Here is a 25,621-nt window from a genome sequence, read left to right on the forward strand (position 1 = left end):
GCTACCCTATCTACAGCAGGGTCTGTCAAGGCACAGGACATACAGGTAACACAAGCTTGTCAGGCTCAGCAAATTAAAGTATCCTATTCCTAAGTCCTTATGTTCGTATTCATGGTCTTAGTAATACCAAACAGGAGGTTCCAAACATGTCTAAAAAAGTTATTTTTGATTACACAAAAGCGCTCTCCTTTGTGGGTCAGCACGAAATTGATTATTTTGCAGAGCCTATCAAGTTGGCTCATGAGCAACTGCACAACCAAACAGGTGTAGGTTCCGATTTCTTGGGTTGGATTGACCTGCCTACCAATTATGATAAAGAAGAATTTGCACGCATCCAAAAGGCTGCTGCTAAAATTCAAAGCGATTCCGAGGTATTGATTGTAATCGGTATTGGTGGTTCTTACCTTGGAGCACGTGCTGCGATCGAAATGCTGTCGCATTCTTTCTACAATGCGCTGCCTAAAGATCAACGCAAGGGTCCCGCTATCTATTTTGCAGGCAACAACATCAGCTCTACATATGTGAATCATCTGTTGGAACTGATTGAAGGAAAAGACTTCTCTGTGAATGTCATCTCCAAATCAGGTACGACAACAGAGCCAGCTATCGCTTTCCGCGTATTCCGTGCGGCTCTGGAGAAAAAATACGGTAAAGAAGAAGCACGCAAACGTATTTACGCGACAACGGACAAAGAACGTGGCGCTTTGAAAAAGCTCGCTAACGAGGAAGGCTATGAATCCTTCATTATTCCTGATGATGTGGGTGGCCGTTACTCCGTGCTGACAGCAGTAGGCTTGTTGCCGATTGCTACAGCAGGCATCAACATCGAAGAAATGATGCAAGGTGCGGCGGACGCTTCCAAAGAATACAGCAACCCGAATGTAGCTGAGAACGAGGCATACCAATATGCAGCCGTTCGTAACGCTTTGTACCGTAAAGGTAAAGCAATTGAAATTCTCGTAAACTATGAGCCGTCTTTGCATTTCGTATCTGAGTGGTGGAAACAGCTGTACGGAGAAAGCGAAGGTAAGGATTATAAAGGCATTTATCCTGCTTCTGTTGACTTCTCGACAGACCTGCACTCTATGGGACAATTCATTCAGGAAGGTAGCCGTAACATTTTCGAAACGGTAATCCAAGTAGAAAATGTACCTAGTCACATCACCATCGAAGCAGATGAGGATGATCTGGATGGACTGAATTTCCTGGCAGGCAAAACGGTGGATTTTGTAAACAAAAAAGCATTCCAAGGTACATTGCTGGCTCACACAGACGGACAAGTACCGAACCTGATTGTAAATATTCCTGACTTGAGCCCTTACTCTTTTGGCTACCTTGCTTATTTCTTCGAAAAGGCTTGCGGCATCAGCGGCTACCTGTTGGGCGTAAATCCGTTCGATCAACCCGGCGTCGAAGCTTACAAAAAGAACATGTTTGCGCTGCTTGGCAAACCGGGCTTCGAAAAAGAAAAAGCTGAGCTTGAAGCAAGATTGTCTGAATAAGGGAGCTATAATCTCTGATTCGAAACAGGGTTTTCGGTCAGAAGCGTTATAGTGTATAGCATCAATTAAGTACAGGAAAGCAGTTCACCAGCTGCCAGAAGCGGGGAACTGCTTTCTTGTAAAATGAAGTAAGGAAGGTTATACGTGTATGTTGGAACAATACCGAACCGTACGCGGTGCTGGCAACAAGGAAATTGTAATCCGAAAATCCCGTTTTATCGGCCATATTCAGCCTGTTCAAACTGAGGAAGAAGCAGTTGCTTTTATAGAACGCATCAAAAAAGAGCATTGGAACGCTACCCATAATTGTTCGGCTTATATGATTGGGGAAAGAGATGAAATCCAAAAGCAATCGGATGACGGAGAACCGAGTGGGACGGCTGGTAAGCCTATTTTGGAGGTAATCCGCAATCAGAAGCTGAAAAATGTCGCTATTGTGGTTACTCGATACTTTGGCGGAATTTTGCTGGGAGCAGGCGGACTGATTCGTGCATACTCAGATGGTGCTGTTGCAGCTATTGAAGCAGGGGATGCGATTACGCGTGTGCTGCATCGTGAAGTTTTTGTGGAGTTGGATTATACTTGGTTGGGCAAAGTGGAAAATGAATTACGTAATCGCAGTATCCGTACTGGAGAAACGATGTTTACGGATAAAGTTACCTTAACCTGTCTGCCGCTGGCTGGTGATGCGGAATCCTTCTGCAACTGGATAACCGACTTGACACAAGGACAATCGCTTGTGTCGGAGGGAGAGCAGCTTTACTTTATTGAAGGGGAATAAATAATATGGCTAGAAGAGCAGTAGAACAGGAGTTGTCAAGAGGGCGGATTCTGGAAGCGGCCAGGCACTTGTTTATCACCAAGGGCTACCGTGCGATTTCAATGCGCAGCATTGGCCAGCATCTGGGTTACAGTCATGGTTCGTTATACTATCATTTTAAAGAGAAGGCTGAACTGTTCTATGCCATTGTGATTGAAGATTTCAATACATTGCGTGGAATTCTACTGCAAGCAGCAACAGGCACGCCTGATGATGGCTTGAGCAGATTGGAGTACCTGATGTTGGAATATATCCGTTTTGGCTTGGAAAATCCATATCAGTACGAAATTATGTTCATGATGCATGATGAAGAACTATTTGCATACTGTCGTACAGAGCAAAACCGTTGTGTGGAATTATTTGCGTCTATGATTCGCCAGGAATTAAGTGGTCAGGGACATTCGGAGGAAGAATGCTCAAGAGTACCGAAAAGTCTGTTTTTATCCATGCATGGCTTCGTGTCATTTTATATTCAGGACGGTTTAACATTTGAAGAGATCAGGCCCGCTGCTTTAGCACATGTAAAGCTGCTGTGCAGACAACTATGAGCGTACCTGCATTCACACGCTTCAGCCATGAACATGTAGGGCGCTTTTTTGGGTGTTTGCACTTCATGACGGTGACTTATCATTACGGTACTTTGCGAAAGCGACTAAGAATTTAACAGACGATGGTGTATCCAGCGGGGGAACATCATCGTCTGTTTTTTTTTTTTGCATGCCTCCGTCAGCCCTTCATAATTTTTACATGGTATTGACGTCTGCGTGGGCCGTCGAATTCACAAAAATAAAGTCCCTGCCATCGTCCAAGCAACAGCTTTCCATCATGAATGATAACCGTTTGTGAGGGGCCTGTTGTAATGGATTTAAGGTGGGACGCCGTATTTCCCTCCATATGGCGATATTGGGGATGTTCCCAGGGATAAACCTCATCCAGCCTTAAAATGACATCATGTTTGACGTCTGGGTCGGCATTTTCATTAATGGCGATGCCAGCAGTCGTGTGTGGACAATAAATCAGAGCTGTTCCTTGCTGCACCCCGCTTTTTTCAATGAGTGCTGCAACTTCGCGTGTAATATCACGCATTTCATCTCGCCGTGTAGTAGATAATTCGAAAGTATGCAACATAAATCCATCTCCCTTCTAAGTATTACTTTACCCTTTTCATTCTCAAGATAATATATAGAGTTGACGAAAATTACTTTCCTTTGATAAAGTATCACATAAGAAAAACAAAGTAAGTTTATTGGAATAATTGAATGCTTTCGAATGAGGTGCGTGCTTTGTGGTAAGCAAAGCTGCTGCTGTTCCTGAACTGGTCCAGAAGCGGAAAGGAAGTGTACGGATATGCATGTGGAAGTAAGAGGGTTAAACAAGCATTTCGGTAATTTTCATGCGGTAAAGGACGTATCTTTTGATATTCAGACGGGCCATCTTATTGGTTTGCTCGGTCCAAGCGGCGGGGGAAAAACCTCCATTCTTCGTATTTTGGCAGGGCTGGAGCAACCGGATGCAGGAGAGATTCACTTTCATGGAAAAAGGGTAAACGAGCTGGCACCACAGGAGCGTGGAATCGGATTTGTATTTCAAAACTATGCTTTGTTCAAGCATATGAGCGTGTACGACAATATTGCCTTTGGTTTGAAAGTGAAAAAAAGCTCCAAAGCCCGCATCAAGGAAAGGGTCACTGAGCTGGTCGAACTCACGGGGCTCAAAGGCTTTGAGCATCGTTATCCGCATCAATTGTCAGGTGGACAGCGACAACGGGTTGCTTTCGCGCGTGCTTTGGCACCGGAGCCTCAACTACTGCTGCTGGATGAACCATTTGCGGCTATTGACGCCAAGATTCGTCAGGAGTTGCGTACCTGGTTGCGAGAGTTGATTGAGAGGGTGGGTATTACCTCCATTTTCGTCACCCATGATCAGGATGAGGCGATTGAAGTAGCCGATGAAATTATGGTGATTAATCAAGGTCGACTGGAGCAGAAGGGAACGCCTTGGGATATCTATAAAAAACCGGGGACCCCGTTTGTGGCTTCTTTTATTGGGGAATCCACGGTGATTGAACAGGCGGGTAGTCTCAGAGGCTTTGAGGAAGCTGCCGGAGTGGGAACACGTGCCTTGATTCGTCCGGAGTACATTGATGTCGGACCTAGTGAGGAATTTGCGTTGCTGTCGGCGACCGAGGAAGGCATTGTGAAGCATTTACATTTTCGCGGGAGTGAATGGATGGTTGAAGTACAGGTTGGGGACCAGCGTCTCATGACATACCGTTCATTGGAGAAGTCTACGCTGGAACCTGGTCAGCAGGTGCGAGTGTTGGTGCATCGGGCCTATCTATATAATGAGGAATCCAGCTGGATGGTGGAAAATCGCCTGAAGGAAGACCCGATGCCTATCATCATTTGAAAATAAAACGATCACATATAAGGGGGGTGTCTGGCCTGTTTTACGGCTTTGGACATGCCCTTTTGTCGTTGGTCGCTGGGGTGATTTACGCAGACTTGATATGTTCGTTATAATAGTAGTAAAAACACCCAGATAGATAGGAGTTAAATCATGAATCGTCTTATTTTTCTTGGCACGGGGGATGCAATGGGGGTTCCGCGTGTGTATTGTGATTGTCTCGTGTGCACAGAGGCACGCACGACAGGAACGAATGTAAGGTTGAGATCGTCTGTGCTGATCAAAAGCGAGACAGAGGATTTTATGATTGATTGTGGCCCCGACTGGCGTAGACAGTTAGAATTGCGCAGCCTGCGTTTTATCCCTACGATCCTCGTGACACATGCACATTTTGATCATATTGGAGGATTGCCAGAATGGGCGGATGCCTGTCGCTGGACGGGGAACAGAGGGCGTTTGTACGCTCCACAGGAAGTGATTGACACGATCCTGCGTCAATTTTCCTGGCTCCCTGGAAACCTGGATCTTATTCCAGTAGATCAGGGAGTCCAACTTGGCGGATGGAACATCCGGGGATGGCGCGTGAATCACGGAAAGAACGGATATGCTTACGCTTATCGGTTGGAAAAAGACGGCTTCTCATGGGCCTACTGTTCAGATTCAATTGGACTGAATGAGGCGGAAATTTTGCCTTTACATAATCTGAATTTACTCGTGCTGGGGACGAGTTTTTACCATGAGAAAGCGGAGTATGCCACCCGTTCGGTATATGACATGCTGGAGGCTCAAGAGCTTGTAGGAAGACTGAAGCCCGGAAGCACGGTGTTTACACATATGTCCCATGATGTGGATATCACATACAACTACGGGTTGCTGGAAGGGATCAGTTTGGCACACACAGGCATGAGTTTGCCGTTAGAATAACGATTTACATCATTCGGCTGATGCGTAGAAGTGTGGAGAGCCCTTCTTTGATTTGCAGTTCATTGGCGTATGAATAGGACAGCCGTATATGCGTTTTACCCTCTGCACCGATGGGATCAAATACATTGCCTGGGACAAAGGAAACGGACTCTTGTATACTTTTGGCAAGCAGCTCATTAGGTTTTATCGTAGAAGGTAGCTGGAGCCACAGGTTGAGTCCTCCCGCCGGGCTGGTCCATGTCCAGCCGGAATCGCGGAGACTGGCTTCCATCGTTTCCTTACGAATCTGGAGTGCGATACATAGCTTTTTAATATGCTGCTGCATACGTGGGGATTGAAAATATTGTAAAAACAGCTTTTGATTCAGCAGTGGTGATCCATTGTCCACTAGCGCTTTGACGCTCAGCAGACTGTCCATGAGCTGAGGCCGACAAGTCACGGCTGCGATTCGCAGGCCGGGTGCGACATACTTGCTATAGCTGCGAATATAGACGACACTTCCCGAGATATCATAGGCGAAAATGGGGGAAGGCGGCTTTTGCCCAAAGCTGATATCATAGGTGCTGTCATCCTCGACAATAAGACAGCTGTAGCGCTCGGCCAGTTCGGGTAGTCGTTTGCGCTGCTCATCAGGGATCATAAAGCCGGTTGGATTGTGAAATGTCGGATTCATATAAAAGAGACGCGGTTTTTCCGTTTTCAGGCACCATTCAATGTGATCCATATCATAACCTTCCGGTCGTATATCCGTTACAGTCAGGCGGGCGCCTTGTCTGCGGAATATTTCCATGGCCGGGCCATAGGCTGGACGTTCGATTAATACACGATCTCCTGTACGGATCAGAGAACGGGAAACCAAGTCAATGGCTTGCTGTGCGCCGGAGGTAATCAGTACTTCGTCCGTTGATACTGCGAAATGCTTATCTGTGCTAAAATGCTGCGCCATGGCATCACGAAGCTCAGCATCTCCTTGTACAGCAGAATAGGTAGCCGCGATTTTCGGATGTTTTTCAAACACCTGGATCATTAATTCTCTCCAGTATCGGTTGGGTAGGAGAGAGGGATCAATTAGGGCCTTGGAAAATTGGAAGTCCGCGTTCATGGCATGAACCTGGGTGAGTCCATCCATCCCCCTCCAGACAGAAACAGACGGATCGTCTGCCATGTAAGTGGATTCTGAATGGAAGATCCGTCTTGTGGATGAACGCTCCGAATAGGTAGTAAATGGCCCCAATTCTGCTGCATGGGAAGCATGAGCGTAATATCCCGATTTATCCTTTACATAGATACGCCCTTGTTGCTTTAACTCCTGATATGCCCGGAATACGGTTAACCGGTGCACACCCAATTCCTGAGCCAGACTTCGCACAGACGGCAATTTAGCGTCTGCTGGCCAGTCCCCGCGCTCCATCCGCACATTTATGTAATGGACGACCTGCTCATACAGCTTTAAGCCCGGATCTGTCGAGATATGTTCTGTTGAAAACAATAATTCGCTGTTATCCTTGCCCATGCGGTCCACGCTCCTTTGTGTGTATTGTACTATACAGCACTTCCAAAACGTATACAACTGTTCTGTGGTTGCCCATCTGTTCTGTCTGTCTCCTTGTATGCTTGTGAGTAACAGAAGGGAGAGAGAAGTGTCATGATTGGTATCGCCTTTACAGTTATGTGTCTTATTTTTGGTACTACATTTTTGGCTATCAAAGTGGGAGTGGAGGCCGGACTTCCGCCGTTCTTATCGGCAGGCGTACGTTTTATGACAGCAGGGGCAATCTTGTTTATTGCGATGAGGCTGTCAGGAAAGGTTCGATGGTCGTTATTATGGCGAAAGGAAATGCTGCTAATTGGGACGGGAACGACCTTCGGCACATTCTCAACACTGTATTGGGCGGAGCAATATGTCAGTTCGGGAATCGGTGCTATTTTGTCGGCCACCGGACCGATGATGATTGTGCTAATGCAGTCTGCAATATTGCGGCAAAAAACGAGGAGAATTACGCTCATGGGTTGCATGATCAGCTTTCTCGGGGTCGTGCTGGTGGTATTGCCCGGCTTGGCGGTTCAAATCAGCGGTCTGTGGCTGGCTGGTTGTATGGCCATTTTGCTGGGTGAGCTGTGCTATTCGGGAGGAGCTTTGTATTCCAAGCGAGTCATGGACGTGTTTCGTGATACGAACCCGATTGCCTTGAATGCAGCACAAATGTTTCATGGTGGTTGGATGCTGCTAGTACTGTCGGCTTTTACAGAGCCTTGGAATTCTGGGGGATGGAATCTGCTGCCTGCCATAGGCTCTCTATTTTATTTGATTGTGTTTGGTTCCATGATTGCGCAGACACTATTTTACTGGCTTATGGCGCGTACGAATCCATTGTTTCCGACCACATGGCTCTACATTTCACCACCGATTGCTGTAGGCCTGGGTGCTTTTTTGTATGGAGAACATGTAAGCTGGTGGATGCTGGCAGGAGTGCTGCTCATTGTGACCGGGTTGATGTGCATGAATAACGGAATTATCCGTCTGGTGAACAGACGTAAATTTCGCTCTGCTGCCTGATACTTTGAAGTGGTCAGTTATGATATGATCTGACAAAAAGAGCCTCCAAACTGCCGTATGTTAATGAACATGCGACGTTTGGAGGCTTTGTTGTTGAAATACTTTATATAAGTATTACGGAAATAGTCACTTTTTGCTTATTCAACATTGAGTACGAATTTGTCGATGGCGTGCTTAACACCGTCTTCATTATTGCTGCGAGTAATGTAATCAGCCAGCTTTTTCAAATCAGGAATCGCATTCTCCATCGCTATGCCGAGACCAGCACATTCCAGCATTTCATGGTCATTCCACGAGTCGCCGATCGCAATGGTCTCCGACAGATCACAGCCAAAATGGTTTGCAAGGAAGGCAAGGGCGTGGCCTTTAGTGCCTTCATGATGCATAATTTCCAGGAAATGAGGTTTGGATTTTGTAATATGCACCTCGTTGCCAAGCAGTTCGCGCAGTTCGGGAATTAATTCATCCAACACTTCCGGCTCGTCAATGATCAGCAATTTAGGGGCCGGTTGCTCTATAACTTTACTGAACACAGGCTCTACAAAATATTCCGTGTTGTTCAGCTCGGTGTAATCTTTAATTTTCTGATTATCTTCACGTGTGTACAATTTGTCATCTATATATGTTTGCAGATGCAGATTGCGTTCCACGCAAAATTCGTACAGACGACGTGCAGCCACGAGTGGAACATAACGCTCATACAGCACGTTTTCGTCGAGCAGATTTTTAACCAAAGCTCCTTGGTACGTAATGATCGGTACATTCAACCCCGTCTGGCGTGCAATTTTGTGCGCGGAGGCATAAGCTCGTCCAGTAGCGAGAGTAACCACCACACCTTTAGCTACAGCAGCTTCCAATGCCTGTTGTGTCGCTGGAGTAACTTCTTTCTGGTCATTAATGAGAGTATCATCAATATCAATGGCAATTAATTTATACATATCGGTATCTCTCCTTTATCTCTATCATGGGGCAATATTAAAATTGTATCTTATAATATTCAAAATGACAATATTGCATTGAAAAAGGGACGCCGCCCATAAGAGCCTGTCCCCTTATAACCACTGAAGTATTGGCTTGAAACCATGGGAAAAAGTAACGCTTAGTCTTCCAAAAATACAAGTCCAACAAAGTCGTCCAGCTCAATATTACCAAAGTAATGCTTCAAATCGAGAGAGGATAAGGCTTGACGGACCTCACCTTCATCATAACGCTTGCCGCGCAGGATATTTTCAATATCAGCGACATCACCTACACCGAAGAAATCCCCGTAAATTTTAATATCACGGATGTAGCCTTCCTTCAGATCCATGCGGATATCTATAATACCGACCGGGAATTTACGTGTGTGCTTGATATTGCTCTCGGGGGATAGACCGTAGTTCCAATCCCACGATTGATAGCGCTCTTTGGAGATTTCATGGATTTTAGCCCAATCCGCATCGGTGAGCTTATATTGAGGCACCTGATCCAATTCTGAGCCAAAGATGGACCGCAGCAGTTCCTCGCGAAATTGTTCTATGGTCATCTCACGGTCCATCAGTTCGCTGATGTTAGCCACGCGACTACGGACGGATTTTGTGCTTTTGGATTTGAATTTTTCGGGATTGGCGTGCAACGATGCAGCCACATTGTCCAGATTCAAATTGAACATCAATGTACCATGGCTGAACATACGTCCACGTGTAGCAAATTGAGCGTTTCCTGAAATTTTACGTTCTCCGACTTGCAGATCGTTGCGTCCTGTCATTTCGGCTTCTACTCCCATTTGGCGGAGGGCGTCAATCACAGGTTGCGTAAATTTGAGGAAATTATGGAAGGACTCCCCATTATCCTTGGTAATGAAGCTGAAATTTAAGTTACCGAGATCATGATATACAGCCCCGCCGCCGGACAGGCGACGAACAACTTGAATATTGTTGTCTCTCACAAACTCAGCGTTGATTTCTTCAACGGTGTTTTGATGCTTGCCTATAATAATAGAAGGCTGATTAATGTAAAACAGCAGGTAGCTGTCGTCCAGCGGTAGATGCTTGAGCGCGTATTCCTCAATAGCAAGATTAATGGCTGGATCGTGTATGCCCTGGTTGTCGATGAACAGCATGTCCATTCCTCCGTATATAAACTGTGTAATTTATGTGTGCCTCCCTCTATTGTAACCCAAGTGAGCCATGTACAAAAGCTCATTTGCATTGACGGGACGCAAAAAGCAGCCTCATAATGGATCTAAATGATTGGAAACGGCCGGAAAGGATGAGAGGCAATGATAGAGGTTTACGGTCATGGCGGGGACAGGGAGACGGCTGCCGCGACATTTGGTGGAGCTGCTGCGGATTTTGTGGATTTTAGTGCGAATATTAATCCGCTCGGTCCGCCACCGGAGGTGCTTGAGGCGCTGCAAAGCTCATTGGACACGGTGATTCGCTATCCAGACCCTGGACACCGCCATTTTAAAAATATGCTGGCACGGCGGCTGCAGGTTCCACCGGAGGCTTTGAGCATCGGTAACGGCGCGGCTGAAAGCATGGCGCTCTTGCTATTAGGGCTGGCACCCAAGCGTGTGGGTACAGTGGAGCCGTGTTTTTCGGAATATGCCGAGCTGGCTGGCAAATTCGGAGCCGAGATCCATCGGGTATACGGGAAGGCTTCGCTTCAATGGAAGGCAGACGTGGAGGACATCCTTCAGCTCATGGAGCAGGTAGATGTATTGTTCCTTGGGCAGCCGAATAATCCAAACGGTGTGCAATATGGTGAGCAGGAGCTATATGAACTGGCAGAGGCGGCTGGCAGAACGGGTACCGTGTTAGTGGTGGATGAAGCCTTTATTGATTTTATCCCACTGGAACGGCAAATCTCATTATTGCCTGTGCTGGAACGCTATCCTCATGTGATTTTGATCCGATCGATGACCAAATTTTATGCCATTCCTGGCTTACGATTGGGCTATGCGATTGCTCATCCGGACTATATCCGGCAAATGACGGCCAAACAGGTGACCTGGAGCGTTAATGGACTGGCGTTGCTGGCTGGAGAGGCGTGTCTGAGAAGTGGGCAAGCTTATGAGCGCCGCACACAGGAACTGATTGCTACGGAGCGCAGTCGCTTACTGGCTGCCTTGGCGGAATGGGGCTGTGGTGTCGTTCCCGGCGAAGCCAATTACGTGCTAGCAAGGGCGCCGGGAACGTGGAGTGCATCGGCTATTCAGCAGGCGCTTGGACAACGCGGGATTCTTATACGTAGCTGTGCCATGTATCCTGGACTGTCAGCGAGCCATTTTCGAATTGCGGTTAAGGACGCCGAAGCCAACAATATGCTGCTGTCTGCACTGAGTGAAGTGCTGGAGGAGGAGCGGCGTGATCGTTAGCTTGGTTATCATGGCAGCCTATCTGCTGGACAGGCTAATCGGTGATCCGAGATGGTTGCCGCATCCAGTCATCGGGATGGGACATGCCATTTCAGCATTGGAAAAAGCGATTCGCCGTAAGGTCCGCAGTGACCGAGGACTGAAACGTGCGGGCATACTGCTTCCATTTATTGTGGCTGGGGGTTCCTTTGTGCTTGCCTGGGGGCTGTTGCGTGTGCTTGCCTGGATTCACCCGTGGTTGTCTGTCGTTGTAGAAATTGTTCTGATTGCAACTACGATTGCTTCCAAAGGTCTAAAGGACGCAGGGATGGCAGTATACCGAGCGTTGCAGGCGAATGACCTGACTGGGGCACGTCGGGAGCTAGGCATGATTGTCGGAAGGGATACGCAGCAGCTTGACGAGCCCGAAATTGTGCGCGGTACCGTCGAAACGGTCGCTGAAAATATCGTGGACGCCATTATTTCCCCGCTTTTTTATGCCCTGATCGGGGGAGCACCCTTGGCACTGGCATATCGTGCCGTAAACACGCTCGATTCAATGGTTGGCTACAAAAATGAAAAGTACCTGCATTTAGGCTGGGCCTCGGCACGGCTGGATGATGTAGCTAACTACATTCCGGCTCGCATGACAGCAGTTATGCTAGTGATAGCGTCGTGGTTGTATCGGCTGGATGCTGCAAGAAGCTGGCGGACAATCAAGCGGGATGCCCGTCTGCATCCAAGCCCAAATAGCGGATTTCCCGAATCAGCGGTGGCAGGTGCCCTAGGGATTCGTCTCGGTGGCTATAATGTGTATCACGGCATACGCTCCTTTCGGGCATATATGGGCGAAGGGATACGACCGCTGGAGTCGAAGGATATCCGGCATACGATCCGGCTGATGTTCGCCGTATCCACTATGTTTGTAGGGTTATGTTTGATGGGAGCTGCAGGGTGTTTTGCCTTGGGATGGATGCAGTGAGGAGTGACACGATTTTGAAACAAGATACAGAAGGAAAAAGAGTGCGAGAAAGTGCACCAAGTCCGAACTCACAACAGGTTAGTAAGCCGAATGATGCTAAAGAAGATCTGCAGTGGGACATGGAGCTCGTGCTAGTTCGTCATGGCACGACCTTATGGAATAAGGAACATCGATATCTGGGACATGCCGACTTGGGTTTGCTGTCGGGAGCAGAGCAGGAGTTAAAGACTTTACAGAAAAAATTGCAGGGACATTCCTTTGCTCGAATCTATTGCAGCGACTTGATGCGATGTCGCCAGACCTTGCAGATCATTTTGCCGGAGTCAGCATTGACGTCTGAATGTTCCCTCTCTGCTATGCCTCCTATCATGGAACCACATCTGCGAGAACTTCACTTTGGTGAGTGGGATGGAAAAACGTATGACATGCTTAAGGATGTGGCGTTGTATCGCGCTTGGATTGATGAGCCGCAACAATTCACCCCACCTGGAGGAGAGCCTTGGATTCATTTTGTGAATCGTCTGCGTGAATTCCTAGACTCTCTGTTTGCGTGGCGCATTGCTTTGGAAGTTCAGCCAATGGAGTCGAATGCTGCGCCGTCCTCTGTTTTGATTGTCACGCATGGTGGTGTAATTCGTCAGTTGGCTTGTATGCTTATGCCTGGCCATGATTTTTGGAGTCTGAATCCGAAGCCGGGAGAAGCATTTAGGATTCAGTTAAGGTTGACAGGACCGCACAATTGTATAGCAAGATTGCTTTCTCATTAGGTTAAACAAGGCGAATAAAGCGACTGCTTGGGTTGTAAGCTAACTCTTTTTAACCTATAATCATCAAGTAAAAGAACGGCTTGACTACCACTACATCAAATATCCAGCAGACGAGGTCGGCGCTATGTGAGGAACTTGCTTTCCTTTATTGCGCTGTTAAAAGGGAAGTCGGTGTGAGTCCGACGCGGTCCCGCCACTGTAAATGGAAACATGCTCATTAGCCCTGTTTTATGTGCCGCCAAGCATATGAAAGAATATCAGGACATGCATTTTCCATAAGTCAGGATACCTGCCCGTCCGCCTGTCACCATAATCCTTCGAGGAAAGGATGACGTGTTCGCAGTGACTGTCCATGCGGAAAGAAGCTGCCCGCCTGCGCACGATCTGTGCTAACGTGACCCCTGTGTCCTGATATGAGGATGCGGGGGTTTTTGATAGGAAAAGAAGGCTGGAATGAGAAAATATCGGATGAAGTTCAAGTAACGCTCTTAACGATTTTTGTATGAAAGGGTGCAAATCATGGCAGGAAAAAAAATAAAGGTATGGACTACAGGTCTATTGGCGCTGATATTGGCAGTTGGGCTGAGTGCATGTGGCGCGAATGGAAAAAATGCACAAAATAAAGAGGGCCAAGCTTCTTCACAGCAGCCGGGACAGACCGTAACCGCACAAGTGCCTCCGGGCAAAACGGTTTACCCGCTAACGCTTAAGGATGCAACAGGACAGGAATTTACATTTAAAAAAGCACCGGATAAGATCGTTTCCGTCTCCCCGGCAGAAACCGAGGCGCTGTTCGCTATCGGACTGGATAAGGAAATTGTTGGTGTATCCGACTACTCTGATTACCCGGAGGCAGCTACGAAAAAGCCTAAAATGGGCGGTATTATGAAACCGAACGAAGAGGCGATCATTGCTGCGAACCCGGAAGTTGTTTTTGCAGGGATTTCACTTAGTGAACAGGCTACGACTAAGCTGCGTGACATGGGAATTATGATTTTTAAAACTGAACCGAAAACAGTTGAAGATGTCATAGCTAACATCGAATTGTATGGGAAAATCACCGATCATCAGAAAGAAGCGAGAGCGGTGACTGACAAGATGAGAGCAGATGTAGCAGAAGTGAAAGAAGGAGTTAAAAATATCGGCAAAGGGCAGAAGCTGCGGGTATACGTCGAGTTTTCACCAGGCTGGACAGTGGGTAAAGGCGAGTTTATGGACGAGCTGATTACATTAGCAGGTGGTGAAAATGTAGGTGCTACGCAGAAGGGGTGGTACCAAATCAGTGAGGAAAATATTATAGCTGCAAACCCTGACGTGATTTTGTACAGTAAAAGTGTGAAGGACGACAAAACAGGCCAGACCCTCGGAGATATCATTAAAGCTCGCAGTGGATGGGATCAAATATCGGCTGTTCGTAACCATCGTGTATTTGCCGTGGATGATAATTTGATCAGTCGTCCGGGGCCACGCGTAACGGAAGGGCTCAAGGAAGTGGCTAAGGGCGTGTACCCTGAAATTTTCAAATGAACCGTAGACTGATCGGTTTTGGGGGGACAGGTCTTGTCTTGCTGCTGCTGACGCTGCTACTCTGTCTTGGCATCGGCTCGGTCAGTCTTCCGGTCAGCCAGATCACAGGTATTTTGATCAACCACCTACCGTGGTTAGGTGATACGTTTACACCGGATTGGAATACATCCTCAGAGCAGATCATTTTGAAGGTCAGATTGCCACGGGTGTTACTGGGAATGTTGGTTGGAGCAGCGCTGGCGCTGGCGGGAGCCGGATTTCAGGGTGTGTTGCGTAATCCCTTGGCTGATCCGTATACCCTTGGGGTATCCTCGGGAGCTTCGGTCGGAGCAGCAGTACTGATTTATTGGGGGCTTCAATTTTCATTTGTGGGTATATGGACGCTTCCGCTAGTTGCATTTATAACCGGCATGCTGACGCTGTGGATGGTGTTGACGTTGGCGCGTGAAGGTGGGAAAATTCCGACCCAAAGCCTCATTTTATCAGGTGTGGTGATGCAATTTTTTGGGGGAGCCATTGTTTCTTTTCTGGCAGCCATGTCGAAGGAAACAGTCAATGAAATATTGTACTGGACGATGGGAAGTCTCAGTCTGCGAGGTTGGTCATATACGGGAATTCTTTTACCTTACGTGATCGTTGGGCTGGTGTTTCTATGGAACCGGGCACGGGTGCTGAATATTCTGGCTTTGGGAGAACGTCAAGCGGCTCATATGGGGGTTCATGTAGATGCGACGAAGCTATCTGTCCTGATCATATCTACCTTGCTGACAGCTGCCGCTGTCTCGGTATGTGGAGTCATTGGCTTTGTTGGACTTGTTGTGCCTCATATCATTCGTCTGATGGCAGGTCCCGATTACCGGATGATTGTTCCGTTATCTGCACTGGGTGGAGCTATTTTTATGGCTTGGGCAGATACGGCGGCTCGCACGTTGTTGGCCCCAATGGAAATTCCTCTGGGCGTTATGACGGCCTTTGTTGGGGCACCATTCTTCGCGTATCTCCTGTACCGGAACAAGAAGCTACGCAGGGGGGATCTGTTGTGACCAAACAAAGTGAATTACAGAAGGTGTATGATCGGGCGCTAGAGGTAGCAGGCCTGACCCGTGCTTATGGAAAGTTCCATGTGTTGAAGAATATTAGCTGGAACGTAGACGAAGGAGCTTGGTGGGGGATCATTGGTCCGAATGGGAGTGGAAAATCGACGTTGCTGCATCTGCTTTCTGGCGTAGATCAGCCGACTTCTGGAAGTGTTCATATCTATGGTAAAAAGGTCGGTAGCTACAGCAGAAAAGAGCTTTCTCAACTTGTAGCCGTACTCCAGCAGGAGGGAATTCCTCCAGTGGGATACACCGTCAGGGAAGTTATAGAAATGGGACGGTTTCCTCATCAGGACTGGCTAGGCAGGGAAAAGGGAGTTGATGTGGAGGCGATTACGGATCGGGTCCTAGCGCGATTGAGTCTAACTTCACTGGCCGACAGAACATTGGACCGCTTGAGTGGGGGACAGCGACAGCGTGTAGCATTAGCAAAGGTGATGGTACAGGAGCCACAGGTATTGCTGCTGGACGAACCTACGACTTATCTGGATTTGCGCTATCAGCTTGAATTTATGGAGTTGCTGGCAGAATGGCGCCAAGAAACGGGCGTGACAATCATTGCTGTCCTGCATGATCTTAATTTGGCGGCACAGTTTTGCGATAATTTGCTTGTACTTAAGGATGGAATGGTTGAAGGATTGGGTACTTCATCGGATTTGCTAACAGAGGACCGGATTCGTCGTGTATATGGTGTTGAGCCTGTGATGCTTCCGCATCCCGATAGCGGTGTGCCGCAGCTCTTGCTGCGCAGAAGCGCTGCGTCTACAGCAGACCAATAGGAGATTGGGAACATACTAAAAAAAGAGCAGGGAGTGGAAGATATGAACGACAAGCTGCGTCAGCTGATCGATAGCATTGCCCAGCCGGATGGAGTGGCGGCTTCGGCAGCTTCAGCACATTTGGACCAATTAACGAAGCCACCTGGAAGTCTTGGAAAGCTGGAGAGTTTGGCCATCCAGTTAGCAGGAATTACTGGCGTGGATAAGCCTGAATTTGATCGTAAAACGGTGATGGTCATGGCTGCGGATCATGGTGTGTGTGAAGAGGGAGTTAGCGCCTTTCCAGCTGAGGTTACGCAGCAAATGCTGTATAACATGCTGTCAGGCGGCGCAGCAATTAATGTGCTGGCACGTCATGCGGGCGCTGATGTCCAGGTAGTAGATGTTGGCGTGAATGCGGATGTCTCTCACCCGAGTTTGGTGAATCGTAAGGTGCGCATGGGCACTTCGAATATGGCTAAAGGGCCAGCCATGCTGCGTACGGAAGCGGAACAAGCAGTTTTGGCCGGAGCTGAAGCTGTAGCAGAAGCGGTTAAAGGTGGCACACGGCTATTCGTTACCGGAGAGCTGGGCATCGGGAATACGACAGCCAGCGCTGCGGTCGTGTGTGCGCTCACCGGGCTTGAGCCGGAAGTTATCGTAGGCCGGGGGACAGGTGTAGATTCGGCGGGACTTACCCGTAAAATAGCCGTTGTCTGCCGCGCATTGGAGGTGAATCAGCCGGATGCCAATGACGCGCTTGACGTGCTGACCAAGGTCGGCGGTCTGGAGATTGCCGCCCTGGCAGGCGTCATCCTCGGCGCAGCCGCACATCGCTGTCCAGTGGTGCTGGACGGCTTTATTTCCGGCGCGGCTGCTCTCGCTGCACGCGCAATTGCGCCTGCAAGCGCGGCGTACATGCTTGCTTCGCACGCCTCGGACGAGCGCGGACACGCGGCGGTGCTTCGCCAGCTCAAGCTGGAGCCCATGCTCCATCTGGACATGCGGCTCGGGGAGGGCACGGGCGGTGCGCTGAGCTTGCACCTGATTGATGCGGCGTGCCGCATTATGCGCGAAATGGCGACCTTTGCCGATGCAGGCGTATCGGACGGTCAGGGAGCCGCGCAGCGATGAAGGCGCTCGTGACCGGCGGGGCACGCAGCGGAAAAAGCGGCTTTGCCGAGCGATTATGCATGGCGCGCGCGCCGCGCGCCTGCTACATTGCAACGGCCCAAGCCTATGATGTGGAGATGAAGGAGCGCATCGCCCTTCATCGGCTCCAGCGCGATTCTGCCGGGTATGACTGGCAGACGCTGGAGGAAGCGCAGGCGCTGCCGGAGCTGCTGCGAAAGCTTGGCGGTGCTCAAGCGTCGCAGCCTGCGCCTATGGTGCTGGTCGACTGCCTGACCCTGTGGCTGTCGAACGTACTGCTGGCCGCAGGCGAGGACGGTGAAACTGCCGCCAGAGCCGCCATGGATGAACTGGCGGCAGCTGTGGAGCAGTATCCGGGATCGCTCGTCATCGTAACCAATGAGGTCGGTGACGGTATTGTACCAGAGTATCCGCTTGGAAGGCTGTACCGGGATTTGAGCGGAGTTATGAATCAGCGGATTGCCCGTCTTTGTGATGAAGTTTTTTTAGTAACGGCGGGTATCCCCGTAGAACTTAAACAGTTGGAATATAAGCTATGAGCAGTGAACGTCAGGCTGTTGCTGCGGCTTTTCAATTTTTATCCCGTCTACCGGTCAAGGCGGAGCTGGATTTTTCCCCGGAGTTGCTGAAACGCAGTACAAGTTATTATCCGCTGGTTGGATTGGTTATTGCCATTATCGTTTGGAGCTTTGCGGCGCTTACGGCTATGGTTCTGCCACCAGTGCCATGTGCGATTCTTACCCTTGCTGTCTGGGTGTGGTTGACGGGCGGACTGCATCTGGACGGGTGGATGGATGCGGCTGATGCCTTGTTTAGCTACAGGTCCCGTGAACGGATGCTGGAAATTATGAAGGATAGCCGTGTAGGAGCAATGGGTGTTATTGCTTGTGTACTGCTACTCATGCTCAAGGCTTCTTTGTTGTATACCGTGCTGGTTGAGCGAAATGCGTCCGGCTTGCTGATACTTCCGATGGTTTGGAGCCGTTGGTTTATGGTACATGCGATGAGGCGCTGGCCTAAAGCCCGTAACGATGATGGGCTGGCGGCGCGTTTTGCTGATATGAATGGTAAACGTGTCGGACTGGCCGTATTCTGGGCAGTATTAGTGACGCTATGCGCTGCTGTAGGGCAATATATATTTGCAGGTTTAGCTACAGTAACAGAGGAAGCAGGGGGCCTATCGTTAGCAGGGGCATACTTACAGATGCATCTTTCGAATTCTGGGTCTTTTCCAATCTGGCTAGGATTTGCATTGCTTCCGCTTTTGGCCTACGGAGCTGGAACCTTTGTTGCAAACCGTATTAACCCTCGCCTTGGGGGACTTACGGGGGATATATACGGAGCTTTGAACGAATTGCTGGAGACGGTTTTGTTGCTGTTTATTGTCATTTTGTACGGGTTGTGACCCAATTTGAAATGAATTCGTTAAAGGGGAAGAGGCAATTGTCAACTTTCGAACCGTCCCGCACGAACCCGGCAGCTATATTGATGCTTCAAGGAACAGCGTCGGATGTGGGCAAAAGCGTAGTAACGACTGCGCTGTGCCGGATCTTTCTGCAGGACGGCTATCGTCCCGCACCGTTTAAGTCACAAAATATGGCGTTAAACTCTTATGTTACTGAGGACGGCAAGGAAATTGGACGTGCTCAGGGTGTGCAGGCAGAAGCCTGTGGTATTGAGGCGACGACCGATATGAATCCAATTCTGATTAAGCCAGTCAAGGACATGCACTCACAAATTGTTGTACACGGTGTACCTTATGCCTATATGAGCGCCTCTGATTACCGAAAGGATTTTTTGCCACAAGCCAAGCATACCGTTATGGATGCGCTGAATCGGCTGCGTGATACCTATGATATTGTGCTTATGGAAGGGGCGGGCAGCCCAGCAGAGATTAATTTAAAGGACCGCGATATTGTAAATATGAACCTTGCAGGCTGGGCGGATGCTCCAGTACTGCTGGTTTCGGATATCGACCGGGGCGGTGTCTTTGCCTCTCTGGTAGGGACTATCGAATTGCTAGAACCCCATGAAGTACAGCGTATCCGTGGATTTATCATTAACAAATTCAGAGGCGATTTGTCCCTGCTTCAACCGGGATTAGACTGGTTGGAAGAACGGACAGGTATTCCTGTACTCGGTGTATTGCCCTATTTACCGGACATTCGTATTGAAGCAGAGGACTCGGTCGTACTGGACAAGAAGCCTAAGCGGTCAGCAAAAGATAAAGAATTAGATATTGCGGTGATACGATATCCGCGTATTTCCAATTTTACGGACACGGATGCTCTGGCTGTAGAGCCTGACGTGAGCGTACGTTATGTCACAGAGGCCGGACAATTGGGCGTACCGGACGCTATTATCTTACCGGGAACCAAAGACACCATCGGAGACCTGCTGGAATTGCGTGAAAGAGGGCTGGAGGAAGACATTCGAGAGGCTATGAAGACGGGACGCACGCAACTGGTTGGTATTTGTGGGGGCTATCAGATGCTGGGCACAGCGCTATTTGACCCCGATGCCGTCGAATCTGGGTTGCCGCAGCAGGCAGATGGATTAGGATGGCTAGCTCTATCCACGACCTTCTTAAAGGAAAAGCAAACCGTGCGTGTTCAAGGAACCCTGTCTAATCATTGCCCGCTTTTGCTAAGCGCTGCACCTGATTCAGGTTCTGCCGTCAAGCCAATCATTGAAGGTTATGAAATACATATGGGTGTTACGGAGTATGTCACGGAACCACATGTATCTATAGACAGGACTCCAGACTCAACGAATATGAAAACATTATTCCAGATTCAGCGTGGGGAAGGGGCCGCCTTTGAGGAAGGTTGGGGCACGACTGACGGTAAGGTATGGGGAACCTACTTGCATGGTGTGTTTGATAATGACCGTTTTCGCCGGTCCTGGTTGGATGGATTACGACAAGCCAAGGGCTTGGCAGCTTTAGATAGCACTTTTACTGTACGTGAAGCCAAGGAACAAGAGTTTGACCGTGTCGCAGAGGTGGTACGCGCTCATTTAGATATGGAGCAAGTTTATCGCATTCTGGGGATGGATTCATAAACTTCTTCATGGAAGATCCTTTAAATCGCTTTAAAAAAATAAAGAGGTATCTCTACAGTCATTTTTGTGACTGAGAGATACCTCTTTTAGCAGCTCAGCTTACTTAATTTTAAATTTTTGGACCGCCTTTTGCAGCTCAGTTGCTTGTTGGCTTAATTGACGAACAACCTCACTTTGGCTTTCCATTTCATTCAGTTGCTCATCGGCATTTAAACCGATTTCCTGAATCATATGCTGTGCATTGGCAGCAATGAGAGCTGTTTCTTCCACGGAAGCAGATACTTCCTCCGAGCTGGCGGATACTTGCTCTGTTGCTGCGGATACGGTTTGAATCGTAGCGTTGATCTTTTGCATGAGCTCACTTAGCTGGTTAAAAGCGAAACTCGCCTGCTGAACCATTTCTGTTCCCGAGTGAATCTCACGGCTAACCTGGGTCACAGAGTCCACAGATTGCTGCGATACTTCCTGAATGGTAACCAAGTAGTCCGAAATTTCCTGTGTTGCTTCTTTGGATTGCTCTGCGAGCTTGCGAACTTCCCCGGCAACTACAGCGAAGCCCCGTCCATGCTCGCCCGCACGGGCAGCCTCAATGGAGGCATTCAGGGACAACATTTGAATCTGTTTTGTAATATCGAAAATTGCAGAAACGATGCTACCAATAGCTTCTGAGCGTTCATTCATACTATGTATGTATCGAAGCGACTCATCAGCAGCATGTCCTACCTGTGACATTTGAGCTACAGCTTTTTGAGCAAGCGTATTACCGTTAACCGTTTCTTTCGTCGCTTCACTGATTTGATCAGATACATCATTGGCAGAGGAGGCGATATGCTGAACACCTTGAGCAATCTCCTCCATAGCCTGCGCATTTTCAGCAGCAGCAGAAGCGATGCTGTTGCTGCCCTTGGCTACTTCTTCAGCGGCAGCTGTAGAGTCCTGCACTTTTACACTCATAGCCTCAGTCCGACGAAGCAGCTCGTCCGACCCTTTAACAACTGCACCTGATGTAGTAAGCACGTGGCCAATCATTTCTTTCAAGTTATGAGACATAGATTGGAAGCTGCGGGCAAGTTGAGCGATTTCATTAACTCCATGAACCTTCGTGTCTTGTGAAAGATCACCTTGGGCAATTTTTTCGCTATGACGAACCAATTCGGCAATGGGCTGTACAACTTTACGTATGACAAGGGTAGAAATAACTCCGCCCAGTATAAGTGTTGTCAGTGTAATACCTATGCAAATCCATAGAATTTGTTGGGATTTTTCCTGTACAAATCCAACATCTTCGTTCACGCCAAGAATCAGATTACTGCCTGATATGGCAAAGAAGGCGGTTTTGTGTACTCCGTGCGAGTCGCTGTAAATGCCACTGATATTCATCTCGCCTTGTTTTGCTTCTTTAATATCCTCGACAGGAACGAGAGTATCCTTGACCTTATATGCTGATTTTACGTTTCGTGCGACAACTTCGGCCTTACCATCATCCTTCAGCACCGCAATATATGCTGATTCTAATTTGAGGGTGTCGACCTTGTCCTGAAGATAAGCTTCCATCTGCATAGCAGAGCCCGAATCAGAACCACTTCCTTGCCCAGCCTGAACAGCTAAGGAGATATTGAGATCCTGGTACACATTTTTAGCTCCAGTTTCTAGCAATTGGTCTACTTGAGGCATGACACTGCTATTAATGATACTCATAGAAACTGCATAAAAACTAATGCTGAACAGAAGGGACGCAAAGAGTTGAATCAGCAAAAACATAATCCGCAATTTTGCGCCTAGGGAACGATTAAAAAGCTTCATGAAAATTCTCCTCTCACATGATGGTAATAAAACAGACGGATTGCCCTGCTTGATGTAGGCCGCTTGTCCAATGAGATACTAGACAGCCATGATCTACTTGTTTCCTTTCTTTGCTTGAAGAAAAGACTGAAAATGTTCGGATTCTATGTATATTTCAGCTGTATTCAAGGGACAAGAATGAGAAAGGGAAGTAATCCATGATTTACTAAAAAGTAGGTTAGACCTATTTTACATAATTAACAGACGGTTGAATAGTCATATTTGCCCAAAAACAAACAAAAAATATATAACTATGGTCTTAGGTGTTTAGATGTAAGTTTGATGTAAATTATCAGGAGTAAGAAATTAAAAGGCTTTACCTGTGCTTTTATAACTATTGTAAAAAAGAAGGAATATAAGTAGTATAAGGAATGCTACTTTTTACAAGCTTCTTCTAAGCTAGCTTTAATACGTTCGAATGTGGCCTTCAATATACATATAATATAAAAGGGGTAAAGGCAGTTATGGATCGTGAATTACTTTCAAAGGAAATAAACTCGGAGGTAGAAGGAGAAGATAAACAGGAACCGACTAGAGACAAAGATAAAGCGAATAGAGGAGGGAATCCGTTCAGCCGCCTGTTTGATTTTATCTCAGATGTATTCACTCCGTGCTTGCCATTGCTAATTGGTGGAGGAATCATTCAGGTGATTGCGCCTGTTTTATTGTTCTTAGATTTATTTTCTGATACTCAAGTTTCCACTGTTTTAGGGTACATTGGTGGGGTCGTATATTATTTTTTGCCCGTTATGATAGCGGTAAATGCGGCAAGAAAGCTTGGTAGCAATTTATTTATTGCGGCGGCAATTGCGGCCTGCTCATTTCATCCTGGCATTATAGAACTGCTGCAATCCAGCATAAAAATGAACTCAGACGATTTACCCGTGGTGGAGCCACAGTATGTTGCTTCTTTTATACTGATCCTTATTGTTGTCTGGCTTGCATCAAAGATTGAAAAGGGATTGAGTAGGTTCGACCGCTATTCTATTCAACTATTGGTCGTTCCGACATTGACGCTTATCATTATTGTGCCTTTATTACTGTTTGTTTTTGGTCCGCTGTGGACGACCCTGGCTCATAACTTGTCAGATGGTCTTGCTTCACTGTTTGACGATGCGGAAGTATTTGCGGGTCTGCTGTTTGGCGGGACGATACCTGTGCTCCATTTTGCGGGTATGCAATATATGATGTCGATGAACATAATAGAATCCATGGCTACGAAGGGCTATGATTCTATTACTCCTGTTGTTGCGGCAGCAGTTATGGCTCAGGCAGGCGCGGCCTTCGGTGTATGTGTTAAATCCAAAAATGCCAAAGTCAAAACACTAGCTGCTTCCACAGGCATATTGGCTATGTTTGGAATCATTGAACCGGCATTATACGGCGTTAATGTGCGCTTCAAAAAACCGCTTATCGCGGGACTGATCGGCGGAGCTGTTGGCGGGGCGTGTATGTGTCTGTTTGAAGTGAAATTGACTGCTTTTGCAGCCTTATCTGGCTTGCTTAGCTTACCACTGTTTTCCGACGCTACATTTGTTTACGCCATTTTGAGCATGCTGATTTCGTTCGTTACGGCTGGCGTAATTACGTATTTTATGGGCTTTGTGGACGAGAAAGAGGAGCGATCAAAAATTGCATCCGCATCCCGCATCAGTGCTTCCTCCGATTTAAATGTGGAAAAGAGCTCTAACAATTAAGATGCAGCGACAGCACATAATTACATCATGAAAGTGTTTACAAAAAAATCTTGTCAGCTCAGTTGTTTATATGATACTATGATGACAGTTATTCAAAACTGCACAATCATGGATTGTTACTGAGCATATCGGGCAAAACCATAAACAGGCACTTTGTGTCAGTTTTGGTGTTGCCTTTTTTTTACTACTCCAAGCGGCTTAAGGTGATGGAATGAAGATAGCAAAGGTGCTGAATAATAACGTCGTAACGGTCATTGATGAACAGCAGAAAGAATTAGTCATTATGGGAAGAGGAATTGCTTTTAAAAAAAACACAGGCGATGAGATTGAAGAGGGGAAAATCGAGAAAATTTTCAAGCTTGAAAGTACCGAGGTTTCCCGTAAATTGATGACCCTGATGTCTGATATCCCTATTGAGTATGTTGAAATTTCTGATGAAATCATCCAATATGCCAAAACGATACTTGGTGTAGAGTTGCATGACAGCATCTATATTTCGCTGACAGATCATATCCATTTTGCCATAGAGCGTTATCGTTTGGGTATGGACATCAAGAATGCACTTTACTGGGAAATCAAACGAATGTACCGCAAAGAATTCGCGATTGGAACCAAAGCATTACACATGATTCAGGACAAGCTGGGGGTTACACTTCCAGATGATGAAGGGGCGTTTATTGCCTTACATTTGGTGAATGCACAGCTTAACAGTGAAATGCGTGAAACGATAACCCTGACTAATATCGTCAAGGATATTATAAACATTGTAAGCCGCTTTTTTGTAATGGAGCTGGATGAAGAGTCGTTAAGCTATTACCGCTTTATTACACATCTCAAATTTTTTGCCCAACGGGTTATGAATGGAACTCCTGTACAAAATACAGATAATTCCCTTCATGATATGGTTAAGGTACAATATAAGGACGCTTATGCTTGTGCGGAAAAAATAAGAGATTATACGACTAAGATCTATGGTCGAAGCTTGTCCCAGGATGAGATGCTGTATCTCACCATTCATATCGAACGCATCATTAAAAATCAATGATTTTATAGATGATCAGGGATTTAGGATTGCTACTTCTAAACCAGAAGGCAAAACCTGAATGCTGAAAGAAGATTGGCTTTTATAAAGCTGTCTGCTTTCTGTATTCAGGTTTTTTTTATTCCTAATTTTCACACTTTATACC

General features: G+C 47.4%; 23 protein-coding genes and 1 riboswitch. Of the genes, 18 read left to right on the forward strand and 5 right to left on the reverse strand.

Going from position 1 to position 25,621, the window contains the following annotated elements; genetic code table 11:
• The first annotated feature begins 146 nt into the window (after positions 1 to 146).
• The 3 genes from PPM_RS06560 to PPM_RS06570 all read left to right on the forward strand — a co-directional run bounded on the left by PPM_RS06560 (position 147) and on the right by PPM_RS06570 (position 2,870).
• On the forward strand, positions 147 to 1,502 hold the full coding sequence (locus tag PPM_RS06560) for a glucose-6-phosphate isomerase (protein ID WP_013369975.1): 1,356 nt from the start codon (positions 147 to 149) through the stop codon (positions 1,500 to 1,502).
• 148 nt (positions 1,503 to 1,650) lie between these two features.
• Positions 1,651 to 2,283 (forward strand): YigZ family protein, encoded by a 633-nt coding sequence (locus tag PPM_RS06565; protein ID WP_013369976.1) that lies wholly within the window; start codon positions 1,651 to 1,653, stop codon positions 2,281 to 2,283.
• A 5-nt stretch (positions 2,284 to 2,288) separates the two neighbouring features.
• Positions 2,289 to 2,870, forward strand: coding sequence for a TetR/AcrR family transcriptional regulator (locus PPM_RS06570; protein ID WP_013369977.1), 582 nt, complete (start codon positions 2,289 to 2,291; stop codon positions 2,868 to 2,870).
• Positions 2,871 to 3,048: 178 nt separating this feature from the next.
• On the opposite strand, the gene PPM_RS06575 is transcribed toward PPM_RS06570, so the two are convergent.
• The gene (locus tag PPM_RS06575) at positions 3,049 to 3,450 is read right to left on the reverse strand and encodes a secondary thiamine-phosphate synthase enzyme YjbQ (RefSeq protein WP_013369978.1); all 402 of its coding nucleotides are present in this window, start codon (positions 3,448 to 3,450) and stop codon (positions 3,049 to 3,051) included.
• 219 nt (positions 3,451 to 3,669) lie between these two features.
• On the opposite strand from PPM_RS06575, the gene PPM_RS06580 reads away from it, so the two are divergent.
• Positions 3,670 to 4,731 carry a sulfate/molybdate ABC transporter ATP-binding protein gene (locus PPM_RS06580; protein WP_013369979.1) on the forward strand — a complete coding sequence of 354 codons (1,062 nt, stop codon included), beginning with the start codon at positions 3,670 to 3,672 and terminating at the stop codon, positions 4,729 to 4,731.
• 150 nt (positions 4,732 to 4,881) lie between these two features.
• On the forward strand, positions 4,882 to 5,652 hold the full coding sequence (locus PPM_RS06585) for an MBL fold metallo-hydrolase (protein WP_013369980.1): 771 nt from the start codon (positions 4,882 to 4,884) through the stop codon (positions 5,650 to 5,652).
• 4 nt (positions 5,653 to 5,656) lie between these two features.
• Here PPM_RS06585 and PPM_RS06590 read toward each other — a convergent pair whose 3' ends face one another.
• A complete protein-coding gene (locus PPM_RS06590) occupies positions 5,657 to 7,165 on the reverse strand; it encodes a PLP-dependent aminotransferase family protein (RefSeq protein WP_013369981.1) in 1,509 nt (502 codons plus the stop codon).
• A gap of 132 nt (positions 7,166 to 7,297) precedes the next feature.
• On the opposite strand from PPM_RS06590, the gene PPM_RS06595 reads away from it, so the two are divergent.
• Positions 7,298 to 8,209, forward strand: a complete 912-nt coding sequence (locus PPM_RS06595; protein WP_013369982.1) for a DMT family transporter — start codon at positions 7,298 to 7,300, stop codon at positions 8,207 to 8,209.
• A gap of 137 nt (positions 8,210 to 8,346) precedes the next feature.
• On the opposite strand, the gene PPM_RS06600 is transcribed toward PPM_RS06595, so the two are convergent.
• The gene (locus tag PPM_RS06600) at positions 8,347 to 9,147 is read right to left on the reverse strand and encodes a Cof-type HAD-IIB family hydrolase (RefSeq protein WP_013369983.1); all 801 of its coding nucleotides are present in this window, start codon (positions 9,145 to 9,147) and stop codon (positions 8,347 to 8,349) included.
• Positions 9,148 to 9,308: 161 nt separating this feature from the next.
• Positions 9,309 to 10,310 carry a lipoate--protein ligase gene (locus PPM_RS06605; RefSeq protein WP_013369984.1) on the reverse strand — a complete coding sequence of 334 codons (1,002 nt, stop codon included), beginning with the start codon at positions 10,308 to 10,310 and terminating at the stop codon, positions 9,309 to 9,311.
• Between the two features lie 159 nt (positions 10,311 to 10,469).
• Between PPM_RS06605 and cobD the strand changes: the two genes are divergently transcribed.
• The 10 genes from cobD (at position 10,470) to PPM_RS06655 (ending at position 20,895) form a co-directional block, all read left to right on the forward strand.
• On the forward strand, positions 10,470 to 11,570 hold the full coding sequence (gene cobD, locus PPM_RS06610; protein WP_013369986.1) for a threonine-phosphate decarboxylase CobD: 1,101 nt from the start codon (positions 10,470 to 10,472) through the stop codon (positions 11,568 to 11,570).
• Positions 11,560 to 12,531 carry an adenosylcobinamide-phosphate synthase CbiB gene (gene cbiB / locus PPM_RS06615; RefSeq protein WP_013369987.1) on the forward strand — a complete coding sequence of 324 codons (972 nt, stop codon included), beginning with the start codon at positions 11,560 to 11,562 and terminating at the stop codon, positions 12,529 to 12,531. The genes cobD and cbiB overlap by 11 nt, the downstream gene beginning before the upstream one ends.
• 14 nt (positions 12,532 to 12,545) lie before the next feature.
• Positions 12,546 to 13,298 carry a histidine phosphatase family protein gene (locus tag PPM_RS06620; RefSeq protein ID WP_013369988.1) on the forward strand — a complete coding sequence of 251 codons (753 nt, stop codon included), beginning with the start codon at positions 12,546 to 12,548 and terminating at the stop codon, positions 13,296 to 13,298.
• A 100-nt stretch (positions 13,299 to 13,398) separates the two neighbouring features.
• Positions 13,399 to 13,610: riboswitch (cobalamin riboswitch) on the forward strand.
• 207 nt (positions 13,611 to 13,817) lie between these two features.
• Entirely contained in the window at positions 13,818 to 14,825 is a 1,008-nt protein-coding gene (locus PPM_RS06625; RefSeq protein WP_013369989.1) for an ABC transporter substrate-binding protein, read from the forward strand.
• On the forward strand, positions 14,822 to 15,868 hold the full coding sequence (locus tag PPM_RS06630; protein WP_013369990.1) for a FecCD family ABC transporter permease: 1,047 nt from the start codon (positions 14,822 to 14,824) through the stop codon (positions 15,866 to 15,868). Before PPM_RS06625 ends, PPM_RS06630 begins: the two co-directional genes overlap by 4 nt.
• Entirely contained in the window at positions 15,865 to 16,701 is an 837-nt protein-coding gene (locus tag PPM_RS06635; RefSeq protein ID WP_013369991.1) for an ABC transporter ATP-binding protein, read from the forward strand. The genes PPM_RS06630 and PPM_RS06635 overlap by 4 nt, the downstream gene beginning before the upstream one ends.
• 42 nt (positions 16,702 to 16,743) lie before the next feature.
• The gene (gene cobT / locus PPM_RS06640; protein WP_013369992.1) at positions 16,744 to 17,814 is read left to right on the forward strand and encodes a nicotinate-nucleotide--dimethylbenzimidazole phosphoribosyltransferase; all 1,071 of its coding nucleotides are present in this window, start codon (positions 16,744 to 16,746) and stop codon (positions 17,812 to 17,814) included.
• The gene (gene cobU, locus PPM_RS06645; protein ID WP_013369993.1) at positions 17,811 to 18,371 is read left to right on the forward strand and encodes a bifunctional adenosylcobinamide kinase/adenosylcobinamide-phosphate guanylyltransferase; all 561 of its coding nucleotides are present in this window, start codon (positions 17,811 to 17,813) and stop codon (positions 18,369 to 18,371) included. The genes cobT and cobU overlap by 4 nt, the downstream gene beginning before the upstream one ends.
• Positions 18,368 to 19,237 carry an adenosylcobinamide-GDP ribazoletransferase gene (gene cobS, locus PPM_RS06650; RefSeq protein ID WP_013369994.1) on the forward strand — a complete coding sequence of 290 codons (870 nt, stop codon included), beginning with the start codon at positions 18,368 to 18,370 and terminating at the stop codon, positions 19,235 to 19,237. The genes cobU and cobS overlap by 4 nt, the downstream gene beginning before the upstream one ends.
• A gap of 38 nt (positions 19,238 to 19,275) precedes the next feature.
• Complete coding sequence (locus tag PPM_RS06655) at positions 19,276 to 20,895, forward strand: cobyric acid synthase (RefSeq protein ID WP_043885903.1); 1,620 nt, start codon at positions 19,276 to 19,278, stop codon at positions 20,893 to 20,895.
• A 99-nt stretch (positions 20,896 to 20,994) separates the two neighbouring features.
• On the opposite strand, the gene PPM_RS06660 is transcribed toward PPM_RS06655, so the two are convergent.
• The gene (locus tag PPM_RS06660; protein WP_013369996.1) at positions 20,995 to 22,698 is read right to left on the reverse strand and encodes a methyl-accepting chemotaxis protein; all 1,704 of its coding nucleotides are present in this window, start codon (positions 22,696 to 22,698) and stop codon (positions 20,995 to 20,997) included.
• Between the two features lie 503 nt (positions 22,699 to 23,201).
• Here PPM_RS06660 and PPM_RS06665 point away from each other — a divergent pair.
• Both PPM_RS06665 and licT read left to right on the forward strand, forming a co-directional pair.
• The gene (locus PPM_RS06665; protein ID WP_013369997.1) at positions 23,202 to 24,434 is read left to right on the forward strand and encodes a PTS transporter subunit EIIC; all 1,233 of its coding nucleotides are present in this window, start codon (positions 23,202 to 23,204) and stop codon (positions 24,432 to 24,434) included.
• 211 nt (positions 24,435 to 24,645) lie between these two features.
• The gene (licT, locus tag PPM_RS06670) at positions 24,646 to 25,479 is read left to right on the forward strand and encodes a BglG family transcription antiterminator LicT (protein ID WP_013369998.1); all 834 of its coding nucleotides are present in this window, start codon (positions 24,646 to 24,648) and stop codon (positions 25,477 to 25,479) included.
• Positions 25,480 to 25,621: the final 142 nt, after the last annotated feature.

Origin of the sequence: Paenibacillus polymyxa M1, from assembly GCF_000237325.1 — a bacterium.
GTDB classification, from domain to species: Bacteria; Bacillota; Bacilli; order Paenibacillales; family Paenibacillaceae; genus Paenibacillus; species Paenibacillus polymyxa_C.

What these genes read in the sequence shown, in the direction of transcription:
- PPM_RS06600 (WP_013369983.1), bottom strand. Translation starts at nt 9,147, where the DNA reads ATGTATAAATTAATTGCCATTGATATTGATGATACTCTCATTAATGAC.
- PPM_RS06575 (WP_013369978.1), bottom strand. Translation starts at nt 3,450, where the DNA reads ATGTTGCATACTTTCGAATTATCTACTACACGGCGAGATGAAATGCGT.
- PPM_RS06585 (WP_013369980.1), top strand. Translation starts at nt 4,882, where the DNA reads ATGAATCGTCTTATTTTTCTTGGCACGGGGGATGCAATGGGGGTTCCG.
- PPM_RS06665 (WP_013369997.1), top strand. Translation starts at nt 23,202, where the DNA reads ATGGATCGTGAATTACTTTCAAAGGAAATAAACTCGGAGGTAGAAGGA.
- PPM_RS06605 (WP_013369984.1), bottom strand. Translation starts at nt 10,310, where the DNA reads ATGCTGTTCATCGACAACCAGGGCATACACGATCCAGCCATTAATCTT.
- PPM_RS06595 (WP_013369982.1), top strand. Translation starts at nt 7,298, where the DNA reads ATGATTGGTATCGCCTTTACAGTTATGTGTCTTATTTTTGGTACTACA.
- PPM_RS06590 (WP_013369981.1), bottom strand. Translation starts at nt 7,165, where the DNA reads ATGGGCAAGGATAACAGCGAATTATTGTTTTCAACAGAACATATCTCG.
- cobU (WP_013369993.1), top strand. Translation starts at nt 17,811, where the DNA reads ATGAAGGCGCTCGTGACCGGCGGGGCACGCAGCGGAAAAAGCGGCTTT.
- PPM_RS06625 (WP_013369989.1), top strand. Translation starts at nt 13,818, where the DNA reads ATGGCAGGAAAAAAAATAAAGGTATGGACTACAGGTCTATTGGCGCTG.
- PPM_RS06580 (WP_013369979.1), top strand. Translation starts at nt 3,670, where the DNA reads ATGCATGTGGAAGTAAGAGGGTTAAACAAGCATTTCGGTAATTTTCAT.
- PPM_RS06660 (WP_013369996.1), bottom strand. Translation starts at nt 22,698, where the DNA reads ATGAAGCTTTTTAATCGTTCCCTAGGCGCAAAATTGCGGATTATGTTT.
- PPM_RS06560 (WP_013369975.1), top strand. Translation starts at nt 147, where the DNA reads ATGTCTAAAAAAGTTATTTTTGATTACACAAAAGCGCTCTCCTTTGTG.
- cobD (WP_013369986.1), top strand. Translation starts at nt 10,470, where the DNA reads ATGATAGAGGTTTACGGTCATGGCGGGGACAGGGAGACGGCTGCCGCG.
- cobT (WP_013369992.1), top strand. Translation starts at nt 16,744, where the DNA reads ATGAACGACAAGCTGCGTCAGCTGATCGATAGCATTGCCCAGCCGGAT.
- licT (WP_013369998.1), top strand. Translation starts at nt 24,646, where the DNA reads ATGAAGATAGCAAAGGTGCTGAATAATAACGTCGTAACGGTCATTGAT.
- PPM_RS06565 (WP_013369976.1), top strand. Translation starts at nt 1,651, where the DNA reads ATGTTGGAACAATACCGAACCGTACGCGGTGCTGGCAACAAGGAAATT.
- cobS (WP_013369994.1), top strand. Translation starts at nt 18,368, where the DNA reads ATGAGCAGTGAACGTCAGGCTGTTGCTGCGGCTTTTCAATTTTTATCC.
- PPM_RS06630 (WP_013369990.1), top strand. Translation starts at nt 14,822, where the DNA reads ATGAACCGTAGACTGATCGGTTTTGGGGGGACAGGTCTTGTCTTGCTG.
- PPM_RS06570 (WP_013369977.1), top strand. Translation starts at nt 2,289, where the DNA reads ATGGCTAGAAGAGCAGTAGAACAGGAGTTGTCAAGAGGGCGGATTCTG.